A 17,872-nucleotide genomic window follows, 5' to 3' on the forward strand; every position below is an offset into this window, starting at 1 on the left:
CGCCGGGACCAGTAGTAGTACAGCATCTCGGTGTAACCATCCGACCTTATTCGTTTTTTAACTCGACGACAGCGCCTTCTCCGAAGCCGGACAGGTCGGAAATTTCGCTGTACAGGACGGCGATCTCCCCCGGGAGCAAAAAGCCGGTATGGAGCAGGAGCTCTTTGGGTGTCGCCACGCCGTAATGCTTCAGCAACTCGGAATCCTTGAGCGATGGATCGAGAACGCCTTTAAGAATCGTAAAGGCTCGAATCGCTCCCTGATCTACATCTCCGTTTGACGTAGCGATTTCGGCGATTTCCTCCTGCTCGTCGTAGGTGAGCGCCTGAAGCTTGAATTCCACCGGCGCTCCTGCGAGGGCTGTCAGACGCGGCAACTCGACGCGCTTGGTCGGCCGTGTAACCTTCGAACGATCAATTTTCAGCAGTAAATCGAGTGCAGACATGTATTAGCCTCCCAGTTTCGGATCGATAGAGTCATTGATGGTCCAGTCCGTAAACGTGAACGGCGCTTCAATCTCACCCTTTACTCCGGATTCCCAGTCTGCCAAGGTCAGATCGTTGAAGCTCGCATCCTTAACCGTGACACGCTCGGAGCCGAAGGCTGCCGGATCCGCCAGAGCGGTAAGGATCGTAACCCGCGGCAACTGCCCGAGCTTGATCTTGTCGCTGAGTTTCCGGATGAGCCGAGAGTTTACCTTGTGTAGACGGAGGCTTCCATTGCCCTTGTAGCCCATGAATTTTGAATCCGTGCCCATCTTCCCCGCCAATTGCACGTCTTCCTTGTTGAACTCCAGCTTTGCTTGAAACCCCTTTACCTCGGCGAGATATTCCCCATCAAGCCAGGCCTCTCCGAACGTGCCGCTGACGATCCGTTCGCCGCTGAAATTTGCTGGCATGCCTCATGCCTCCTTACAGATAGATTTGCATGTCGAAGTCTTCAATCGCATCCAGCGCACGAAGCGGGCCGCTGATGAAGACCTTGTCTCGCGTATCCGCCTCTTTGACGGCTTGGTCGGACATAGCCGCGACAGTATCCGCTCCAAGAAAGGTTTTGAGGAAGGTCCTCTGCGCCGGCACATTCACTCCAGCTCGGCTCATACCGGGATTCAGAACCCCGGCTTGCTCCAACTCCTCGTAGTAGGCGTTGATGGCATTGAGAAGCAAAAGCTTGTTCGTGTAGCTATTGGACACCTTGCCGATGTAGTTGTCCTCGATTGTCGCCTTGAGGTCTGTATAGACCTTGTTGAAGATCCGAACAAGCTTGATCTTCTGCCAGTCGGCGCCGTATGGGTCGGCCAGCGTCGTAAGCGACGTGACGCCGCGGGCGATCTTGACCTTCGCGCCGTCGTTGATAAGAATCAGCTTGCCGGCCGCGATAGCTGTGCTCGCGTCTGTCTTGGTTATCTTCGGCACGTCCGTGACCTCTGGCAGCACCTGATAGGTCGGAGCGACCGTCAGGGAGAGTCCGGCCAGCAAGCCGGCGATACGGCCGAGGAAGTTCGTCGTCGTGTAACTCGTGGCTCCGACGAGGATGTTGTCGGTTGCGAAGTTGACGATGGCCGGATGATCGCCGGCATGGTTCGGCAGTACAAACGTGATCTTCCGTTCCTTTGTCTCGTACATACCTTTGGCCCATGTCGCAGCTGCTGATACATCGCCGGCGGCGATTCCAGGAACAGTTCCCACGTTCCAAGGAATGGTTTCAAGGTAGTTGTAGGCTGCGGAGTAATCCGTCGCGGCGGACGGGATGACGACAACCTTTACAAGCGCCGGCGTACCGATCATGGCGAGCGCGATGTGGTTTTTATTGACGACGGTCAGCCCCGCGGGGATCTCGTCGCCTGGACGCAGTTTGTACTCCGTGACGCCAGTTGATACGGAACTGTCCTTCAGCACGATCGCCAGCACGCCGGCGCCGCCTTGCTGGACGGCAGCCGCCGCGGTGGATTTGAACACGATGTTTACGTTCGGCATTCCGAGTGGCATTGTCATCCTCCATTCTGGTCCAGATGGACCTCTTGCATTTTGTCGTACTCCGGAAGCTCCCGAGCCGCTTGGCCTTCCAGGATAACAGTGATGTAGACTTCGCCGTCCCTTGGTCCGCCGTCAATGCCCGCTAAGGAGTAACAGGAACCATCCGGGGCAGAAAGTGCCGGCGAAGCCTGCAGCGCACCCATCAGCCGATCGGAAACGTCGAGCTGATCAAAGGCATCCGGCTCACCACCGCGAGCCAGCCGGGGGAAGTAGACGATCTGCCAGGTCATTCGTTGTTGCCGGTAATTCAGATTTAGGAATTCGGACGAATGCGCTGCGAGTTGAACGAAAAAAGACGGCTGTTCAAAGCCGTCCGGCGCCGTGTTGACGTATGTGATCGCGACCTCTGGAATCGTCTCCTTGAGCAAGCGCCGAATAGCATCCAGGCTGCTACGAAACATCGAAGCCCGCCTCCCTGCCAAGGTCTCCAATAAAATCGTCGACCATATCCGGTATGTCCCGATTAGTTCGCTCGAGCGCCCGCTTGGTAAAGTGCGTTCCGGCCACGAAGCCGAGATCCTTTTTGTACCTGCGAATCTTGCCGGTCTTCGTCTTCTTGCGCGTCACCTTGATGAGCCTGTGACCGTCCTCGACCATCTTCGCATACCAGACCTTTGTGCCAACTTCGATCGTCTCGCCAGGATCGACGAAAAGGATCCATTCCTTTTGTCCTTTGTAGAGCTCGCGTTTAAACGACGCCTTTAGCCGGCCCGAGCTGACGGGTGCTTCTGAGGCGCAGTTATCAAGGTGCTTTTTCCCGACGTCGTACCGCAGCTGGTCATAACGGGTTTTGTCCTTGGCTGCTTTGCCGAGTGCCTTCGAGAGTTTGTCCAGACCGTCAATTTTGAAGCTCATGCCGGCGCCTCCCTCTCTATTTGGACTTCGGTATGATGGTTGTTTGGACGGTATGGCTCACCGGCACGGTACTCACCTGCTCCGTGGACCTTCACAAGATCACCCGCCTGGACTTCGGCCGCAACAGGCATGTAGATCATGTAGACTTCCGCGATCTCTGTCTGCGGCTCACCACGAACAGCAGAAATACTTTTGCGGGACAGCCGACAAGGATGGGAGCTGACTCGCTGGTAATCGTTAGGACCATTAATGGGCGAATTGTACTCGTCCTTTTGCGGCAGCGCACGCCAAACCGTGCAGCGCTGATTAAGCATTCCCGGCCCCATCAGCGCCACCGCCTGACATGTGATCGCAGTAAACCACGTACGGCCCGTGGGAGGTTCGGGGACTCGCCGTCAATCCCCTTATCGTAAGTCACAGAGTAGTCGCCGATCCGCTCCGATACTTTTCCCCACTCTCCCGAATACAGGAGCTTGCAGAGCAACAGGCAGGCCAATTCGATTGATTTGGGCAACGTAGGTTCAGGACCGCCAGGCTCGTCGCTCGGCAGCACGAATCCGCCCGTATACCGTACAGGAATGTTGAATATTCCACGCGGCCAGTGCTCCTTCCGGAACAGCATGCCGTCTTCCAGTTCAACAAAATTAGTGATGAGTTGTTCCGGTTCACCAACGGTCAAGATTGAGGCCACCGGATAGGCTCGAAGAGGAAGCATCGTTGATCCAAGCCCGCTGCAAAGCTCTGTTCGCTCCTTCAGTTCGAACGAGCGCCGGCAGTATAACTCTACCGCCTCTGACGCAGCCTGGAGGTAAAGCGCGACCTGTTCGTCCGCGCTTGAGTCCTCTGGCATGATGAGTAGTTGCTGTTTGGCCTTAGATAGGGTCGTAAGCATACCCAATCACCTGCCTCACTTTTCTTCTTTGGGTGCCTTTTGCTTCTCGGTCTTCGCGTCAGCCTTCTTCTCTTCATTTCCATTTCCCGCGTTTTCGTTCGGCTCTACAACTTCTTTGCCGATCACATCCGCTTCCCGAAGCAGCTTCTCCCTTTCCTCATCGGCTTCAATGACGTCTCCGACCCCCACCACATTGCCGGACAAGGTATCTTCAAATGGGTTTTTCACGATGAACCTTTTCATGTTTACCTCTCCTCTCATAGGGAAATGCAGGCCGAGGATTCCCGGCCTGCACAGCAATAAACTAGACTGCCGGGATGTCCAGGATGACGTAAGGGCTGACCTTCGTGACGCCGTTTTCCAGCGTCAGAGGCGCAACGACCCACGGTTTGCCATCGACGTTCCAGAACACCTTGATGACCGTCTTGTTCTGTTTAAACATGACGTGCTCAGATGCGGCGATGAACGGGCCGCTGCCGTCTTTGATCAGGTAATAGGACAGATCGACTAGCATCAGGTCGCCTTTGGCACCGAGAGCCGGCGTCTTGCCCGTGAACACGATTGGGATGCCGAACAGGGTAGACGGCAGGCCGCGCGTAGCGTCGCCGCGGATGAAAATGCTGTTGCCGGCATCGTCCTTCAGGGAAGCGATCATCACCATAGCCGATTGGTTGGCCACGAAAACGGAGTTGGACGTCGACTCCGGCAGCAGCGATGCCAGCATCTGCAGGATGTCGATGAACTGGATCTTGTTTGCCGTCGCGCGTTTGACTACCAGGCCACCCGCAGCGCCCAGGACGCCGGTTGGCTTGCCCGTGCCATTGCCGGTCAAGAAGGCGATGTCCTCAGCAGCCGTCATGGCTTTCGTGAGAAGGCCACGGATGAAGGAGTCGGCAGCCTTCCAGTTCCGCAGCAGCTTGTCGGTGACGATCGTCGTGGCCGCCACCTCGTTCGGCTGCAGGGAGACCTCCGCCAGGGATGCATTCGTGTCCGGCTTGTCGGCCCCTTCCCCGATCCATTGGACCTGCACGCCGCCATATACGCCGTTGGTGCCTTGGTTCAGGGCCGGCATCGTGACCTTGGAGTCAGGCGGATCTCCTGCAGGGATGACTGTTGCGCGCGGACGGACCACGGACGGCGAAGCACCGATCTGCAGCACGTCCGGAATGAATTGATCCGGCACTGCGTAGCCGCCTTCCGAATCGACGCCCATCGACCACTGGTTCTGGAACTTTGGCATGATCTGGTCGCGGAACGCTTCCGGAACCCCATAGCCGCCGCCCTCGCCCTGGCCTACAGGCAGGTTCTGCAGACGGCCCGTCGAATCTCCGAAACGAACTGCATGGATGATTTCGCCGAGGTTTTGGAAGCCGCCGTTGTCGAGGCGTTTCGCCTGTACCGGAGCGCCGGCCACCGCCGCAGGACGGAAAGGCTGCCCGGACGTCTGGTTCAGCACTGCAGTACGAGCAGCCATCTTGTTCTCGCGCCCCTCTTGCTTCTGAGCCGCTTCGATTTTCGCGGAGTAGTCGTCGAACGAAGCATCCAGCCGATCGTACTCGGCCTCTTCTTCGTCCGTGAGGTTCCGGCCCTCGGTTTTAGCTTTGTTCACGATGGCTTGCTGTTGGTCATGGACAGAAGCACGAGCCTGCAGCAGCTCCGCAAGCGATTCGACCGCACCTTCGGCGAACGTCTGAAGATTCAGGGGGAAACGGAATTTGGACTGGTTTTTCATCGATTGAGCACTCTCCCTTTCAAAGCGAGTTGTTTTTCAAACAAAGAAAGCGGTGCGCTTGGCGCCCGCTCAGGTGTGGTTGATTCGGTTGTCATGTTGGCTTCAGGGGCGGGCGTCTCTTGCTTCGGAGGCTTGATCCGATTGTACTGTTCGGCAAAGCGATCCATGGCCTGGCTGACGCTGTTCTGAATGGCCAGCCTGCTGAACATGAACGAATCTTGGACTGCCGGATCCGCATCAGCAGGCACCGCTTCATCGGTATAGAGGATGCCATTGGCGAATCCCTCGGCTACTGCCTTCTTGGCGCTCATCCAGGTTTCTTCATCCATCAGCCTCGAAATCTTGTTTGCGCTCAGACCCGTTTTCATCTGGTACGCATTGACGAGCGTTTGCTTGACCTCATCCAAGACGTCGGCCATATGGCGCATGTCCTTGGCTTCCCCGCGCGTGCCGCTCCAAGGGTTATGGATCATCAGGATGCTCACCGGGGACATGTAGACTTCATCGCCGGCCATGGCGATCACGGAGCCCGCGGATGCCGCCTTGCCGTCGATCTTGACCACGACTTTCCCCTTGTGCTCCTTCAAGGCGTTGTACATCCCTGCCGCGGCAAAGACGTCGCCGCCCCAACTGTCGATCCAAACCGTGATGTCCTTGCCTTTGTATGCGGAGAGCTCCTCTTTGAAGGCGCTCGGATTGGCGACGGGTATGCCGAACCATTCGTAAATCCATGCATCGTCATCGCTGACGATCTCGCCCTCAATGCGCAGCTCAACATTGTCGCCGTCGGCAGAAGCTTTAAAGTTCCAGAACCGTTTCACTATTTACTCTCACCTCCTCCACCAGAGTTTGGTTTTGTTTGGCCGGCTGCCGCAGTAGGCGAGACCATATTTCCGTTGACGAGGTAAGCCTCGCCCTCCGGACCGTCGATTGGATTCATGTCCTCGATCTCCAGCCACTTATTGGCGTTGATGACGCCGTTCTGCCGCATCTGCGCCAGACCTTCTTGCCGGCTCTTGTAGTCTCCTCGCAACAGGCCGGAGACATTGAACTTGGCATAGTAGCCTGCTCGACGCTCAGCCGCCGTGAACAGTTTCCAGTTGATTGTTTTCTCCCATGCCACCAGGTAAGGCATAAGAGAGTACTGCACGAACTCAATCGCTTGGTGCTCGATATTGTTGTTTGTGCTCCGTTCCAGATTGGCAATCATGTGCGGCGGAACGCGGAATAGCCCGCAAATTTCATCGCGGGTAAATTTCCGATTCTCGATGAATTGCGCATCGTTGAAAGACATCGGAATCCGGGAAAATTTCGATCCTTCCTCGAGCAGTAAAGGTCGCCACGAATTGGCGAGTCCGGATCCGCGCGCCTCCAGGTCATCCCGAAGTCGGTTGTATGCGACTTCGGAGAGCTCCTCCTGCACCTCGATTACACCGCCAACGTTCATGCCCTGCCCATAGAAGCGCGCGGCAAACTCGGCTGCCGCCAGACCGACCCCGATGGATTCGGCTGCCATACGGATGGGGCTGTATCCCATGATGCCGTCGAAGCCAAGCCCCGGAACATGGAAGATGGCTGAAGCTGGATAGACTTCCTGCTTCCCTCGGTCCGTGATCCGGTATTTGATCTTGCCGTCGGACAAATCTCGAAACGGCTCAACCATGGTCCATGGGATCGGATACAGGTCCGCAGGCCGCCCCCGCCCGTCGAGGGTGATGACAGAATAGCAATTCCCGGCCAACGCCTGGCTGCCGAGCTGCTGTTCCCGCCAGGTGACCGTAGTCATCTCATCGTTTGGAAGCGAGTAAAGCAGATCATGGACCGGATGATCCGCAGCCTGATCCGATCCGCCCCCAGGCCGCTTTTTGTACACACCCAGCGGTAGGGTGCCCATCGTTTCTGCGAGCACCCGCACGCAGCTGTACACGGTAATGAAGCGCATCGCGCTTTCCTCGTTTACCTTGACGCCGGAGTGTACCTGTCCGCCCCGGGCACGCTCCACGACCTGACGATGAAAGTCGTCCATGGTGTAAGCTTCAGATTTAGCGGAAATCAGTCTTGAAAGAACGCCCATTTGCTCCTCCTTTCTCCGCTGTCGCCTTTACAGGCTTGCGGGGTTATGTGCGGGGGCTCTCATTAGGAGGAACGCCCTGCGCGGCTCCTGGGGGCTTCCGGCGAGGTGGAAGCCCGAGCCAGAGCAAGAGGATGCCGCAAACCATATAGCTGGCAGGCTGGTAGATCAGCCACAACCCGTACCCGAGAAGGAAAAAGCCCGCCACAAGGCAGGCTTCCCGGAGATTTTCGATTGTGATTTTCATAGCTTCCGCAGCCCCCTCTTCTCATAAGCTGATTTGCGTTTCTCCCGGAAGACAAGTGCGCGGGCCAATGCGTCGATAATGGCTGCGATACCGTCGATCCGGTTCGAGGATTTCTTCTTGTCTGGAGCGATGTTCTCGTTCGCGTCCATGCGGATGACGACATTGTCTGCCATCCAGCGGAGCACCTCGTTGCCGCCGTGGAAGAAGCGCTTGGCAATAACCAGCGCCTCCAACTCCTTCGTTGCTGCCGAGAGGTTTCGCAGGTTCTGTGACAACTCGACCATCTCGAGCCCTTCATCGGCCAGTTCCAGCGCGATCTGAGTGGCGTTCCATGGATCGAAGGCGATCTCTTGGACGTCATAGAGCTTTGCCAAATCGAGCACCGTCTTTTTAATAAAACGGTAGTCAATGATATTACCAGGCGTCGTCATGATCAGGCCGTCTTTGATCCACTTGCGATACGGCACGCCGTCGCGCTCTTCCCTTTCCTTGAAGTCCGTCTCTTCCGGCATCCAGAAGAAGAGCAGCACCTCATAGACGCCGCTCTCCTCTTCTGGTGGAAACAGCAGCGCGAAGGCTGAGATATCCGTCTTGGTCGAAAGGTCGAGCCCGCCGATGCATTTGCGACCAAGCAACCTCTCCTTGTCGATGACGCCTGCCGCTGCATCCCACCGCTGCAGAGGCATCCATTTGACCACAGCATTGACCCAACGATTCAAGTCCTTGATCAGGAAGTTGACGTATGCTGAGGCGAGCTGCTTCGCTTTGTTCGCCTGCCGTCGCATGTAATCCATGCCCTTGGAGACCCCCAGGTTCGGGTTCGCCTTCGGCCAGCAGCTTTCGTCGAATGGATCGTCATCCTCGTCGATCGCGGCGATGTAAGCAAAGAAGGTCTCGTCGGACTGGATGCCCTTCAAGACCTTTACGGCGTATTCGCGGAGCTGATGGCAAGGTCCCTGGATGTTAAAGCCGGCCGTCGTGATGACGAAGATCAGCGGCTGCTCCCGCGCCGAGGTGCCCGACTCGATGACGTCGTAGAGCGCGGAGGACTTGTGCGCATGGTATTCGTCGATGACAGCACCGTGGACGTTGAGACCGTCAAGGGAGTTGGAATCGGCGCCCAGCGGCTCGAACTTGGCTCCCGTCTCCGCTACGCTCATGTTCTTCCGGTAGACCCGGACATGCTGTAGGAGATCCGGAGAAGCCTTGACCATCCGTGACGCCTCGTCAAAAGTCAGCTTCGCTTGGTCTAGCTTAGTCGCCGCGGAGTAGACTTCTGCTCCGTATTCGCCGTCCGCGATTGTCAGGTAGTTGCCTACGCCAGCTGCAAGCGTGCTCTTCCCATTTTTCCGGGCAATCTCGTCGTAAGCGACCCTGAAGCGCCGGAGCTGTGTGTCTCGCTCGAGCCAACCGAACAGGCTGCCGACGATGAATTTCTGCCAGAGCTCCAACTGGAAAGACTGCCGCGCCCACTTGCCCTTGGAGTGCTTGAGGTATCGATAAAAGTCGATGGCATGCGCCGCTGCCAGGTCGTCGAAGTAATACTCAAAGGTCGTGACGTTCAGTTGGGAGTCCCGGAGGTTATCTAGATGCCGCTGACAGGCAAGCTTCACGAGCTCGCCAGCGATGATCTCGCCGCTCAGGACCTTCTGAGCATACTCAAGGACTGGGCAGGTCGCGTTTTCTTGGGCCATGCAGATACCCACTGAATGAATCAGAATTGCCCGCTGGCGGCGCGCCACCGGTCGGCAGGATGGTTGGCGCCTCCATTCTAGCTCGCGCCGCAGGAGAGAGTCCGAATTCAGCGCTGATCATCTTTATGACCGCGGCTTCCTTCTGGATTACGGCAATCTCCGGGCGCTGCACAAAGTTGGTGGCGCCTGCCTTGTTGGTGTATTCATGGAACATGGATCCAGCTTTCTTGAGCGACTTCGTTGCGGTGGCATGCCGGCTGTAAGAGAGGCAGTAGGCCTCAAACAAGGCCATGTCCGCGACAGTCAAAAGCCCGAGCTTCATGAGCTCGGGCCCGATTCGATTCCATTCTCTTTTGGCCATCGCATCAAAGTATGGCGGCGCCTTCGGTAATTCGTTCGGAGCCCGAGGTTTGGGCTCGTTGGCTGGCGAACGGTCATTGCGAAACGTTCCTTCCAGCACCTTCAGTTCCGTAGGCTTGGGCCTGGGGCCTCGTGCTCCCATAGGATTCACACCTCCAAATAAAAAAACCCGTCTTTAAATCGACGGGTTCAATAATTATTTTATAAATTCGTTCCAAGCAACTCCCCACGACAAGGAGGGAATTGGGGCAAGAGGTGGGAGCGACGGGATTGGCTGGAGGGGCGTAAGTGAAAAAACCGGTGGTAGTGGCGGGACTTGGGTCAGAGGAGTTATCGGCCCACCAGTTGCACCTTTAGTAAAGGCGACTGCATTGCCATTTTTGTCTCTTAAAAAACCTGATTTGTAAGTTCCGAAGTGTTCGCCACGAAACGAATATACTGATCCGTTTCTTACAAATGCTTTTGCTTCGCCCCTAACAGAGTAAATGACATCCCTCTTTAGCCACGCCTGAACTTGTCCGTATTTATCAAAAATTGACTCCATTTCTCCATCACCCTTCACTCGATGTGTTGGAGAAATTATACTACAACCCCCCCTTAGAAAAAACCTGACCGCGGTTATACGAAACTGGACGCGCGGTCTATGGCTGTCAGGGGCTTAGGATTTGCCCCCCCCCTCCCCCTTTTCATTCGACACGGTTCGACTTTTCGACAAAACCGAGGTCCAGCGCCCTTTTCTCCCTTCTCACGCCCATTCCCCTGCCGAACCCACCATCCTCGGTCACTGTCTTGATGTCATGGTGCCTCTTACACAGCGGCTGCCAGTTGTTCTCGTCCCAGAACAGCTTCTTTTTTCCTTTATGAGGGATGATGTGGTCAACGACGGTCGCAGGCGTCAGCCTTTCCTCCATGTAGCACTCGAGACATATTGGATGCTGTTGGAGGAACCTTACTCTTCGCTCTCTCCAGCGAGCGTCATAGCCCCTCTTCGCTGCGCTCTCTCTAAGGTCGTCGTACCTCTTATGGGTCTTACTCGCGTGGGCCGTGCAGTGCCGTTCTGCAGTTAGCTCAGGGCAACCTGCCTTGGCACACGGCTTCTTGAGTTTGCTCGGCACTTACCACCAACTCCTTTCGGCGCTCGCGTAGATCTCAGGATGACGAGCCACGTACGTTTTCACCTCACTCTTTATTTTGGGCAAACAAAAAGGCCACTCGTTTGAGAGCGACCTTCATTGCTTTTCTAAAATTTCTAAACCTTGATTTAGCAAATCAATTATTTCACGAATTTCCCCCTTATCAAGCGTTACGTCAGAATTAAGAATGAGATACCCATCGTGTATTTCTATACTGTTGTATTTGGGTGTGACTATACGAAGCGGGCTGGGCTGATCCATTGTCTTTACTCCCACCTCTTCTATTTACAATTTCCCCCATCAGTGATACCTTTTGTATCAAAACTATTCATTGGGGGATTTATATGTCTTCTTTCACTGACGCTCAATACCTGCTTTATGATGCTGGAGAACAGCTAAAAGCCATTGAGAAATTTTATGCTGAATCAATCCAGGAACAGAACATCTCTCCCGCGTTAAACCTCAAGGTTAAACATTACGTGGAAGACCTTCGTTCCTGCCTTGAGTACGTGGCGCACCATATTCACTTTGTATTTTGTCAAGGGAATGAGTTCCCCTTCAAAACGCAGTTCCCAATTTTTGAACATGAAGACAAAATGATTAGAAAGATGGTGGCAGATAGAACAGCTCCTTTTAAAGAACTTCCTGTTAACAAACCAGAGCTTTGGGATTACCTTTTAAGTCTTCAAACTTTTCGAAATCCCGAAACCGCTTCGTGGCTTTACATCCTTCAGGACTTGAGCAACAGCAGCAAACACAGAAAATTATCTCCACAAAGAAAGCAAATAGACATGTTCGCAAGGCATCTTGAATTCCCGGGAATAACATTTAAAAACTGTACTTTCAGGGGAGTCAAAAATAATATTCAAATTAATGGAGTTAACTATGACCCCACTGTCGAGAATGGTTTGAGTAGTGTGGCGCTTGTCGAGGATGTTGACGCATGGGTAAGTTTTGTCTTTGAAGAACTCAACATACCTGTTTTTCCTACACTGCAAGATATTCTCCAAGGCGTCGCTTCAGTAGTAGATCAAATTGAAGAATATCTAAATGAATAACCACTGCCGCTTATGCGGCTTTTTATTATGCATCAATTAAATACGGCACCAGATCATCATATGAGAACGTGTCGTACTGGATCTCATGTACGTTGAAATACTCGCGCACCTTATCAACGAGTGGCTGCAGTGTTTCCACTGTCACCGGGAACGTTTCACCTGTTCCGTAATCCATATACTGCTGCGTCAGTGCCCATTCGATCGCCTGTGGCGTTTCTATTGGCATTATGCTTGCACCCCCTGAAGGTTAATAGTCAACGATCCGCCTGTCGGCGCCGTGCTGCACTGTGCTCGTACCGTAATTGATGCCCATGCATCCGCAAGAGCCGGAATATCGGCAGCCGTGACAACACCGAAACTCGTTGCCGGAATCGTTTTCGATCCTGCATTCGCCGTTGCTCCAGAAGAGTTCTTCACGAGGACCGATACGATAACGGGCTGATTCAGCGTGTTGAACACCATGAGCGTCTTGCGTCCGCTGATAGCCGCGATGTCCACACCTGCCGGTGCCGCGATGTCCTTGTTCGCTGTGTCCGTAATTGCTAGAGCATTATGGTACAGCGCCTCTAGATAGCTGCGTCCGACCAGGCGGGTGTTCCGGCTCCCATCAACATTGATTCCGTCAGCTTCGTTTGCTTCCGTGCCGTTAGTGCGGCGAACCCTCCCCGAGCGGATGTAGTCATAGTCTCCTGCTGGCATTAGATCAGCTCCTTAGATTGGTTTCGCACCTTGTCGACGCTCCTCGCGGTTCCTCGGCGGCTGCGGTTCAGAAGCATGGCCGGCGTGCCGCAAGAACCAGTTCCAGAACTTCTTCATGTCCATCCCCTCCGTTTTTGGGCATAAAAAAAGCACCTGTCCAGGTGCTTAATAAGAAAAATGTTTTACAAGATCAATGAGCAACGAACTTATATCCATGGCATCTTTTCTGGATATATATCGTTTATTATATTGGCTCCCATGAACCAGATTACGCATTCTTCTTACCATGTGCATAATATTAGCCTGATGATCATCAATAAGACCTTCGGATACCGCTTGAATAATCATTCCATTAAGATTCAATTCATCCGTCGCTTTAAGCTTTGCATATAGCATTCCTTCAAAAACAGCACCGCACATCAATGCAAAAGATAACCATACTCCTTGTTCAAAGCTTTTTTCTGCTTCCTCATAAAATGCGCCTACTCTAGTTCTAAGCTTTAGATCAGTAATCCATGGAAACAAAAGTGCATAATCTCTAATGCCATAGTAATTTAAAACTATATGAATGGTTTGTACTCCATCTTCGCCAGCATCAGAAGCCATTACAATGTTATTACCCTCAATTCTATCTTCATTCGTAGAAACTCCAGCCAAAGAACCCAGATACCCTATAAAGTGCCCTACAGAAAATGCAGGTAGGATATTAATTTTGTGATACCAAAGATATGGAAATTTACTTTCTAAATTTGGATTTGGAAGAACGGTTATTTGATCTTTCTTCACTTCAAATAAAATAGATTTCAATATATCCCCTCCATCCTAGCAGTATGCAGCATCTTCCAAATATCTGCAATATATGCTATCTTTCGAGTAAAGAGATGGAAGGGATGATTTGATGTTTTTACGTATTGCCGACGCCTTGTTTGGGGAGTTTCGTAGAATCACTTTTGGTTTCATTCTAGCTTTAGCTTCACTTGCCGCCATTGGTTACATAGCGAAATTCTTGGACTCCCTCCAACAATGAACGCCCCGAAGAACAAGATACTCAGGCAAAACAAGCATTTCTTCGTTGCTATGCTCAGCCAAACTCCAGTATCCGTCTGGATGCATGGTGAGCTGCTGGACTATGGAGGCATCATTCAGATGGTGAATCCCATATCAGTAAAGATCAACGATTCATATTATATCCGTAACGTCTGTGAGTTTCGGATACGATAAGAGCCCGTGGGATTACTCCCCGGGCTCCTTTTCATACGACGAATCGGTTAGAGGTCCGGCCTCCTCCCGAAAACGTGCTCAGCGTAATCCCCGATGAGCGCCTGGATCCTACGCTCTGCTTCCTCTGGATGCACCCTCAGGACGTCGGTTATTGACCTGCTCCTATAGGGCACCAGGATCGTCCCCCGTTCCATCCCCAAACGAAGAACGTAGATGTTGGCCGCCTTCAGCTCTTTACGCAGCTCAGCCAGCTTCTGAGCGGACCAAATTGCCATGCCGTAGGTGCAGGCCGAGTAAAGCCTGTTTAGGATGTTGCGATTGGCCTCGAGCGTTTCATAAGCCCTCTCGTACCTACCTGGCATCAACTCAAGGATCGCCACATCCTCGATCATTTCCTGCTCTCGTTTTGTCGGCGCTAAATTCATCCCCAATGCAGATCACCTCTGGGGATAGTATACTGCGAACACTCGTTCTTATACCAGTTGAAAATATTGACGTCAGTCAGCTGCGGTTAAAAAGAACCCACAAACTCTTACCGCGCCCCAACCGAAATCAACAAGGTCGCATCCAGACAAAGCCTCGTACCCCAAATACGTTCCAACGCCTTGGTGGTAGTTGTGGACCTTCTGTCCGATTTCAAACCGCATAAGGATCCCCTCCGTTTTATACATTGTACCCTCACCCAAACCGCCGATCAATCAGCAGCTTGGGTAAGAGTGCGACCATTATTGACGCTGGTCGCTTGCGCCTGCGATCCGATCTTTAGCCGCTGCAGTCGCGGCCCAGGGGAGAGGAATGAGCCGAAGGGTGGCTCTACAGGATCGGCGTGAATGGTGACCGCTGATTGTTGGGCTCAGCGGACGAAGCCTTTGTTGGCCGCCTACATGGAGTAAACGGCATTCGGGCAGCCAGGGGTCAAGGGCACCGGAACGCGAATTCGGGCCGTTTCTGGCCGTCTTGCAATAGGTTACGCCATGATGCACCTCTACATATGGCGGCAAGGTTCGAGAGGAGCTTTCACCGCATGCAAAAAGCCGACCACTTGGGCCGGCTGGATCGTCAAGGCGTTCACGCCTCAGCGGTGTCTCTCTCGATCCTGACAATATCAATATACCATGTCCAAAAGCAAATGGAGTCCTGTCTGCGTGCGAGTTTCAGCCGAGTTGAGATTGAATAAGGTTGGAATTGCTCGAACGCACGATTTCGGCTGTGAGGATCGAGCCCCCGCACCACGGATCGTTGTATCTGCGCCCCTTCAGCCGGCAATATTTACGCTTGGCGTCCGTGCCGTTCTTTGCCTCAATCTGAATGCGCTCCTTCTCCCAGCGGACGCCGACTAGGTATGTAGCCATCTGCAGCACCTCCTGAATGTTTTAAGCGCAGGGCCCAACAATAAGCGAATAAGGCCTTGCCTCTTTGTACCCCGAATCGCACATGATCGTCAGGCTCTTCTGGTTGGCGCGCACGACCGCGACGACGCCGTATGCTGAGTCAAGGACCTTGTCGCCTGGCTTGGAGCTCCTGAGCCGTCTCTCGATCTCCTCACGCACTGTACGTGCCCTCTCGAGTGCCCCGGACTCGATGTCCTTGATCTGGCCCTCCAGCACCTGCAGCTCACGCATGAGCTCAATCTGCTTCTTGGCCCGATCGATGCTCATGTCCATGCTCCGGGCACGGCGGGCATTAAGCTTGGCGTTGTTGGGGCCGGCTGACCCGACTGTCCCCAGATGGAAATGCTGTCTGACTCCGTCCAAGTGGCTGTCGGTCAGCTGGCCGAGCTGCTCGATCTTCTTCGTGAGGGCTGCGTGGCGTTGCTTGAGCTGGTCGATCGTCATGCCTGCTGATACCTTTCGGCCCGAGCTTCCTCCTCTTCGTCCCACAGCTCCTTGGACGTCTTGCGCTTGATGATGACCTTGACCTTGTCGCGGATGTCGCGGTATTCGTAGTCCCCCGCGGGAACATCATCAGCCCGCAGAACAAGGTTCGCACCGATAATCCCGATCGTATACCACTCGGCAGTTTCGTTACCCTGTTCCTCCGTCAGCTCTGGCTTATGCCACGACGACAGTCCGAACCATCCACCTCTCGTGCTTTCGTTGTGCCGCTCGCAGAACTCGAGCAAGGTCATTTCAGCCATCTTCGCCACGCTCCCTCAACGAATTCCTTATCTGATATGTATACTACACTACAGACATTAGAATTTCATTCTCGATGCAGCGGGCCGCGAATGTCGCCAGCTTCGTGCCTTTGCCGGTCTGGAAGCTCTCGATCGCCTTGATGAGACCGATCGTGCCGATCGAGATGAGGTCCTCGGCGTCCTCGCCGGTATTGTCGAATTTCTTGACGATGTGCGCGACCAGCCGCAGGTTGTGCTCGATGAGCAGATTGCGCGATTGCTGGTTGCCCTCGGCCATCAGCTTCAGATGGCGGAGCTCATCCTCCTCCTGCAGCGGCTGCGGGAACGCGTTGTTTTTGACATAGGACACAAGCAGGCCGAGCTGCTTGATGAACAGGGCGATTGCAGCAAAAAGTCCAGGCATTTCGGAGGCCACCCCCATGCAGTACTACCGTCTCTGCCAGGGGCAGGCGGTGCAGATGTAAGGTTAGTTTATGTGGGCGGCCGCCCAGAAGTGCCTGTACGTCGCGTTCGTTCCGCAAAATTAGACATCCGGTCCGCTGATTCATTCGACCGGCAAAAGGGTACGTGGCGGGCTTTCTTCTTTTCCCCTGCCGAAACCAAAAAAAGGGAGCGAAGCGCGGAACGCTTCACTCCCTGCCGATATAGGGGAGCCTCTCGGCTCGCCCCCCAGCCTGCCGCGAGGATGCGGCAGGCTCTTCTTCCGTTACAGCTTGACGAACTGGCCGGTCCGCTGCGACTCGAACGCCGCGAGGATGACCTTCAGCGACTTCAGGCCTTCCTCGCCGGAGATCGCCGGCGGCGTGCCGGTCGAGATCGAATCCAGGAACGCGTCGATGACGCCGCTCGGCACTTGCTTCTCGTTGGTCGCCATGGCGCCGACCTTGTACGTCTGGGTGAGGCCCTCGGTCGGCTCGACGATGACCTCGTCGCCGTCGACGGTGCCGATCTTCATGACGCCGCGCTCGCACCAGAGCACCGTGCTGTTGTCGCCGCCCTTGTACTGCGTCCAGCTGGCGACCAGCGTGCCGATCGCGCCGCCCTTCATGCGCAGCAGGCAGGAGGCATTGTCGTCCACGTCCGTGTCCTTCTTGTCCACCGTGCCGATGAAGCCGGCGACCTCCGCCACCTCGTCGTCCAGCAGATAGCGGATGAAGTCCGACTTGTGCACGCCGAGATCGCCCATGGCGCCCATGACGGCTTCGTCCTTGCGGAAGAACCAGCTGCCCGCGCCGTCGACGCTCCAGCTCTCGGGACCGGGATGGCCGAACGACGTGCGGAAGGTCAGCACGCGGCCGAGCTCGCCGGAGTCGAGAATCTCCTTGGCCTTGACATGCGGAGGCATCAGGCGCTGGTTGTGGCCGACCATGAGGAAGACGCCGTTGCGGCGCGCGGCCTCGATCATCTGCTCGCCTTCCTCCGCGGTCGCGGCCATCGGCTTCTCGACCAGCACATGCTTGCCCGCGTTCGCCGCGTATATCGCCATCTCGGCATGCAGGTGGTTCGGCGTGCAGACGCTCACGGCATCGACGTCCTCGCTGGCGAGCAGCTCCTCATAGCTGGCATACGCCTTGCCGCCGTATTGGTCCGCCATCTCTTGCGCCCGCTCCAGGATCGGATCGGCGTAGGCGACCAGTTCCGCCAGCCCGTTCTCGGCATACTCGGGGATATGTCTGCGCTGGGCGATCGCGCCGCAGCCGAAGACCGCGATCTTGATTTTGCTCATCGGTTCGGTTC

The 17,872-nt window shown here is 54.8% G+C and carries 25 protein-coding genes and 1 pseudogene; 1 reads left to right on the forward strand and 25 read right to left on the reverse strand.

Annotated features, from left to right (window positions below; all coding sequences use genetic code 11):
* Positions 1-46: 46 nt before the first annotated feature.
* From HGI30_RS15225 to HGI30_RS15295, 16 genes are all read right to left on the reverse strand, one after another.
* Complete coding sequence (locus HGI30_RS15225; protein ID WP_168908336.1) at positions 47-445, reverse strand: phage tail assembly chaperone; 399 nt, start codon at positions 443-445, stop codon at positions 47-49.
* A 3-nt stretch (positions 446-448) separates the two neighbouring features.
* Positions 449-898 (reverse strand): phage tail tube protein, encoded by a 450-nt coding sequence (locus HGI30_RS15230; protein ID WP_168908337.1) that lies wholly within the window; start codon positions 896-898, stop codon positions 449-451.
* Positions 899-911: 13 nt separating this feature from the next.
* Complete coding sequence (locus tag HGI30_RS15235; RefSeq protein ID WP_168908338.1) at positions 912-1,988, reverse strand: phage tail sheath C-terminal domain-containing protein; 1,077 nt, start codon at positions 1,986-1,988, stop codon at positions 912-914.
* Positions 1,989-1,990: 2 nt separating this feature from the next.
* The gene (locus HGI30_RS15240; RefSeq protein ID WP_168908339.1) at positions 1,991-2,437 is read right to left on the reverse strand and encodes a phage tail terminator family protein; all 447 of its coding nucleotides are present in this window, start codon (positions 2,435-2,437) and stop codon (positions 1,991-1,993) included.
* On the reverse strand, positions 2,427-2,891 hold the full coding sequence (locus HGI30_RS15245; RefSeq protein WP_168908340.1) for an HK97 gp10 family phage protein: 465 nt from the start codon (positions 2,889-2,891) through the stop codon (positions 2,427-2,429). Before HGI30_RS15245 ends, HGI30_RS15240 begins: the two co-directional genes overlap by 11 nt.
* Positions 2,888-3,217 carry a DUF3599 family protein gene (locus HGI30_RS15250; protein WP_168908341.1) on the reverse strand — a complete coding sequence of 110 codons (330 nt, stop codon included), beginning with the start codon at positions 3,215-3,217 and terminating at the stop codon, positions 2,888-2,890. The genes HGI30_RS15245 and HGI30_RS15250 overlap by 4 nt, the downstream gene beginning before the upstream one ends.
* Positions 3,217-3,783 carry a phage head-tail connector protein gene (locus tag HGI30_RS15255; protein ID WP_168908342.1) on the reverse strand — a complete coding sequence of 189 codons (567 nt, stop codon included), beginning with the start codon at positions 3,781-3,783 and terminating at the stop codon, positions 3,217-3,219. Before HGI30_RS15255 ends, HGI30_RS15250 begins: the two co-directional genes overlap by 1 nt.
* 15 nt (positions 3,784-3,798) lie before the next feature.
* Positions 3,799-4,026, reverse strand: coding sequence for a hypothetical protein (locus tag HGI30_RS15260; RefSeq protein ID WP_168908343.1), 228 nt, complete (start codon positions 4,024-4,026; stop codon positions 3,799-3,801).
* Positions 4,027-4,087: 61 nt separating this feature from the next.
* A complete protein-coding gene (locus HGI30_RS15265; RefSeq protein WP_168908344.1) occupies positions 4,088-5,515 on the reverse strand; it encodes a phage major capsid protein in 1,428 nt (475 codons plus the stop codon).
* Positions 5,512-6,336 carry a head maturation protease, ClpP-related gene (locus HGI30_RS15270; protein ID WP_235680145.1) on the reverse strand — a complete coding sequence of 275 codons (825 nt, stop codon included), beginning with the start codon at positions 6,334-6,336 and terminating at the stop codon, positions 5,512-5,514. The genes HGI30_RS15265 and HGI30_RS15270 overlap by 4 nt, the downstream gene beginning before the upstream one ends.
* Positions 6,336-7,589, reverse strand: coding sequence for a phage portal protein (locus HGI30_RS15275; protein WP_168908345.1), 1,254 nt, complete (start codon positions 7,587-7,589; stop codon positions 6,336-6,338). Before HGI30_RS15275 ends, HGI30_RS15270 begins: the two co-directional genes overlap by 1 nt.
* A 240-nt stretch (positions 7,590-7,829) precedes the next feature.
* Complete coding sequence (locus tag HGI30_RS15280; protein ID WP_168908346.1) at positions 7,830-9,527, reverse strand: terminase large subunit; 1,698 nt, start codon at positions 9,525-9,527, stop codon at positions 7,830-7,832.
* Positions 9,493-10,029 carry a phage terminase small subunit P27 family gene (locus HGI30_RS15285; RefSeq protein WP_168908347.1) on the reverse strand — a complete coding sequence of 179 codons (537 nt, stop codon included), beginning with the start codon at positions 10,027-10,029 and terminating at the stop codon, positions 9,493-9,495. Before HGI30_RS15285 ends, HGI30_RS15280 begins: the two co-directional genes overlap by 35 nt.
* A 54-nt stretch (positions 10,030-10,083) precedes the next feature.
* A complete protein-coding gene (locus tag HGI30_RS23650; protein ID WP_407944992.1) occupies positions 10,084-10,431 on the reverse strand; it encodes a 4-fold beta flower protein in 348 nt (115 codons plus the stop codon).
* 142 nt (positions 10,432-10,573) lie between these two features.
* Positions 10,574-11,002, reverse strand: coding sequence for an HNH endonuclease signature motif containing protein (locus tag HGI30_RS15290; protein WP_168908348.1), 429 nt, complete (start codon positions 11,000-11,002; stop codon positions 10,574-10,576).
* 114 nt (positions 11,003-11,116) lie between these two features.
* The gene (locus tag HGI30_RS15295) at positions 11,117-11,281 is read right to left on the reverse strand and encodes a hypothetical protein (RefSeq protein WP_168908349.1); all 165 of its coding nucleotides are present in this window, start codon (positions 11,279-11,281) and stop codon (positions 11,117-11,119) included.
* 83 nt (positions 11,282-11,364) lie between these two features.
* Between HGI30_RS15295 and HGI30_RS15300 the strand changes: the two genes are divergently transcribed.
* On the forward strand, positions 11,365-12,078 hold the full coding sequence (locus tag HGI30_RS15300; RefSeq protein ID WP_168908350.1) for a hypothetical protein: 714 nt from the start codon (positions 11,365-11,367) through the stop codon (positions 12,076-12,078).
* A 25-nt stretch (positions 12,079-12,103) separates the two neighbouring features.
* Here the strand turns inward: HGI30_RS15300 and HGI30_RS15305 are convergent, their stop codons facing one another.
* The 9 genes and pseudogenes from HGI30_RS15305 to HGI30_RS15345 all read right to left on the reverse strand — a co-directional run bounded on the left by HGI30_RS15305 (position 12,104) and on the right by HGI30_RS15345 (position 17,861).
* Positions 12,104-12,304, reverse strand: coding sequence for a hypothetical protein (locus tag HGI30_RS15305; protein WP_168908351.1), 201 nt, complete (start codon positions 12,302-12,304; stop codon positions 12,104-12,106).
* Positions 12,304-12,777, reverse strand: a complete 474-nt coding sequence (locus tag HGI30_RS15310; RefSeq protein WP_168908352.1) for a hypothetical protein — start codon at positions 12,775-12,777, stop codon at positions 12,304-12,306. The genes HGI30_RS15305 and HGI30_RS15310 overlap by 1 nt, the downstream gene beginning before the upstream one ends.
* Before the next feature lie 165 nt (positions 12,778-12,942).
* Positions 12,943-13,584 (reverse strand): DUF4145 domain-containing protein, encoded by a 642-nt coding sequence (locus HGI30_RS15315; protein WP_168908353.1) that lies wholly within the window; start codon positions 13,582-13,584, stop codon positions 12,943-12,945.
* 461 nt (positions 13,585-14,045) lie between these two features.
* The gene (locus HGI30_RS15320) at positions 14,046-14,390 is read right to left on the reverse strand and encodes a YhjD family protein (RefSeq protein ID WP_168908354.1); all 345 of its coding nucleotides are present in this window, start codon (positions 14,388-14,390) and stop codon (positions 14,046-14,048) included.
* 762 nt (positions 14,391-15,152) lie between these two features.
* Positions 15,153-15,350, reverse strand: coding sequence for a hypothetical protein (locus HGI30_RS15325; RefSeq protein ID WP_168908355.1), 198 nt, complete (start codon positions 15,348-15,350; stop codon positions 15,153-15,155).
* Positions 15,351-15,371: 21 nt separating this feature from the next.
* Positions 15,372-15,833, reverse strand: coding sequence for a hypothetical protein (locus HGI30_RS15330; protein ID WP_168908356.1), 462 nt, complete (start codon positions 15,831-15,833; stop codon positions 15,372-15,374).
* A complete protein-coding gene (locus HGI30_RS15335) occupies positions 15,830-16,135 on the reverse strand; it encodes a hypothetical protein (RefSeq protein ID WP_168908357.1) in 306 nt (101 codons plus the stop codon). Before HGI30_RS15335 ends, HGI30_RS15330 begins: the two co-directional genes overlap by 4 nt.
* A gap of 55 nt (positions 16,136-16,190) precedes the next feature.
* Positions 16,191-16,538: pseudogene (locus HGI30_RS15340) on the reverse strand (sigma-70 family RNA polymerase sigma factor); the annotation flags it as partial.
* A gap of 303 nt (positions 16,539-16,841) precedes the next feature.
* Positions 16,842-17,861, reverse strand: a complete 1,020-nt coding sequence (locus HGI30_RS15345) for a Gfo/Idh/MocA family protein (protein WP_168908358.1) — start codon at positions 17,859-17,861, stop codon at positions 16,842-16,844.
* Positions 17,862-17,872 lie beyond the last annotated feature (11 nt).

Source organism: Paenibacillus albicereus (assembly GCF_012676905.1).
Taxonomy (GTDB): domain Bacteria; phylum Bacillota; class Bacilli; order Paenibacillales; family Paenibacillaceae; genus Paenibacillus_O; species Paenibacillus_O albicereus.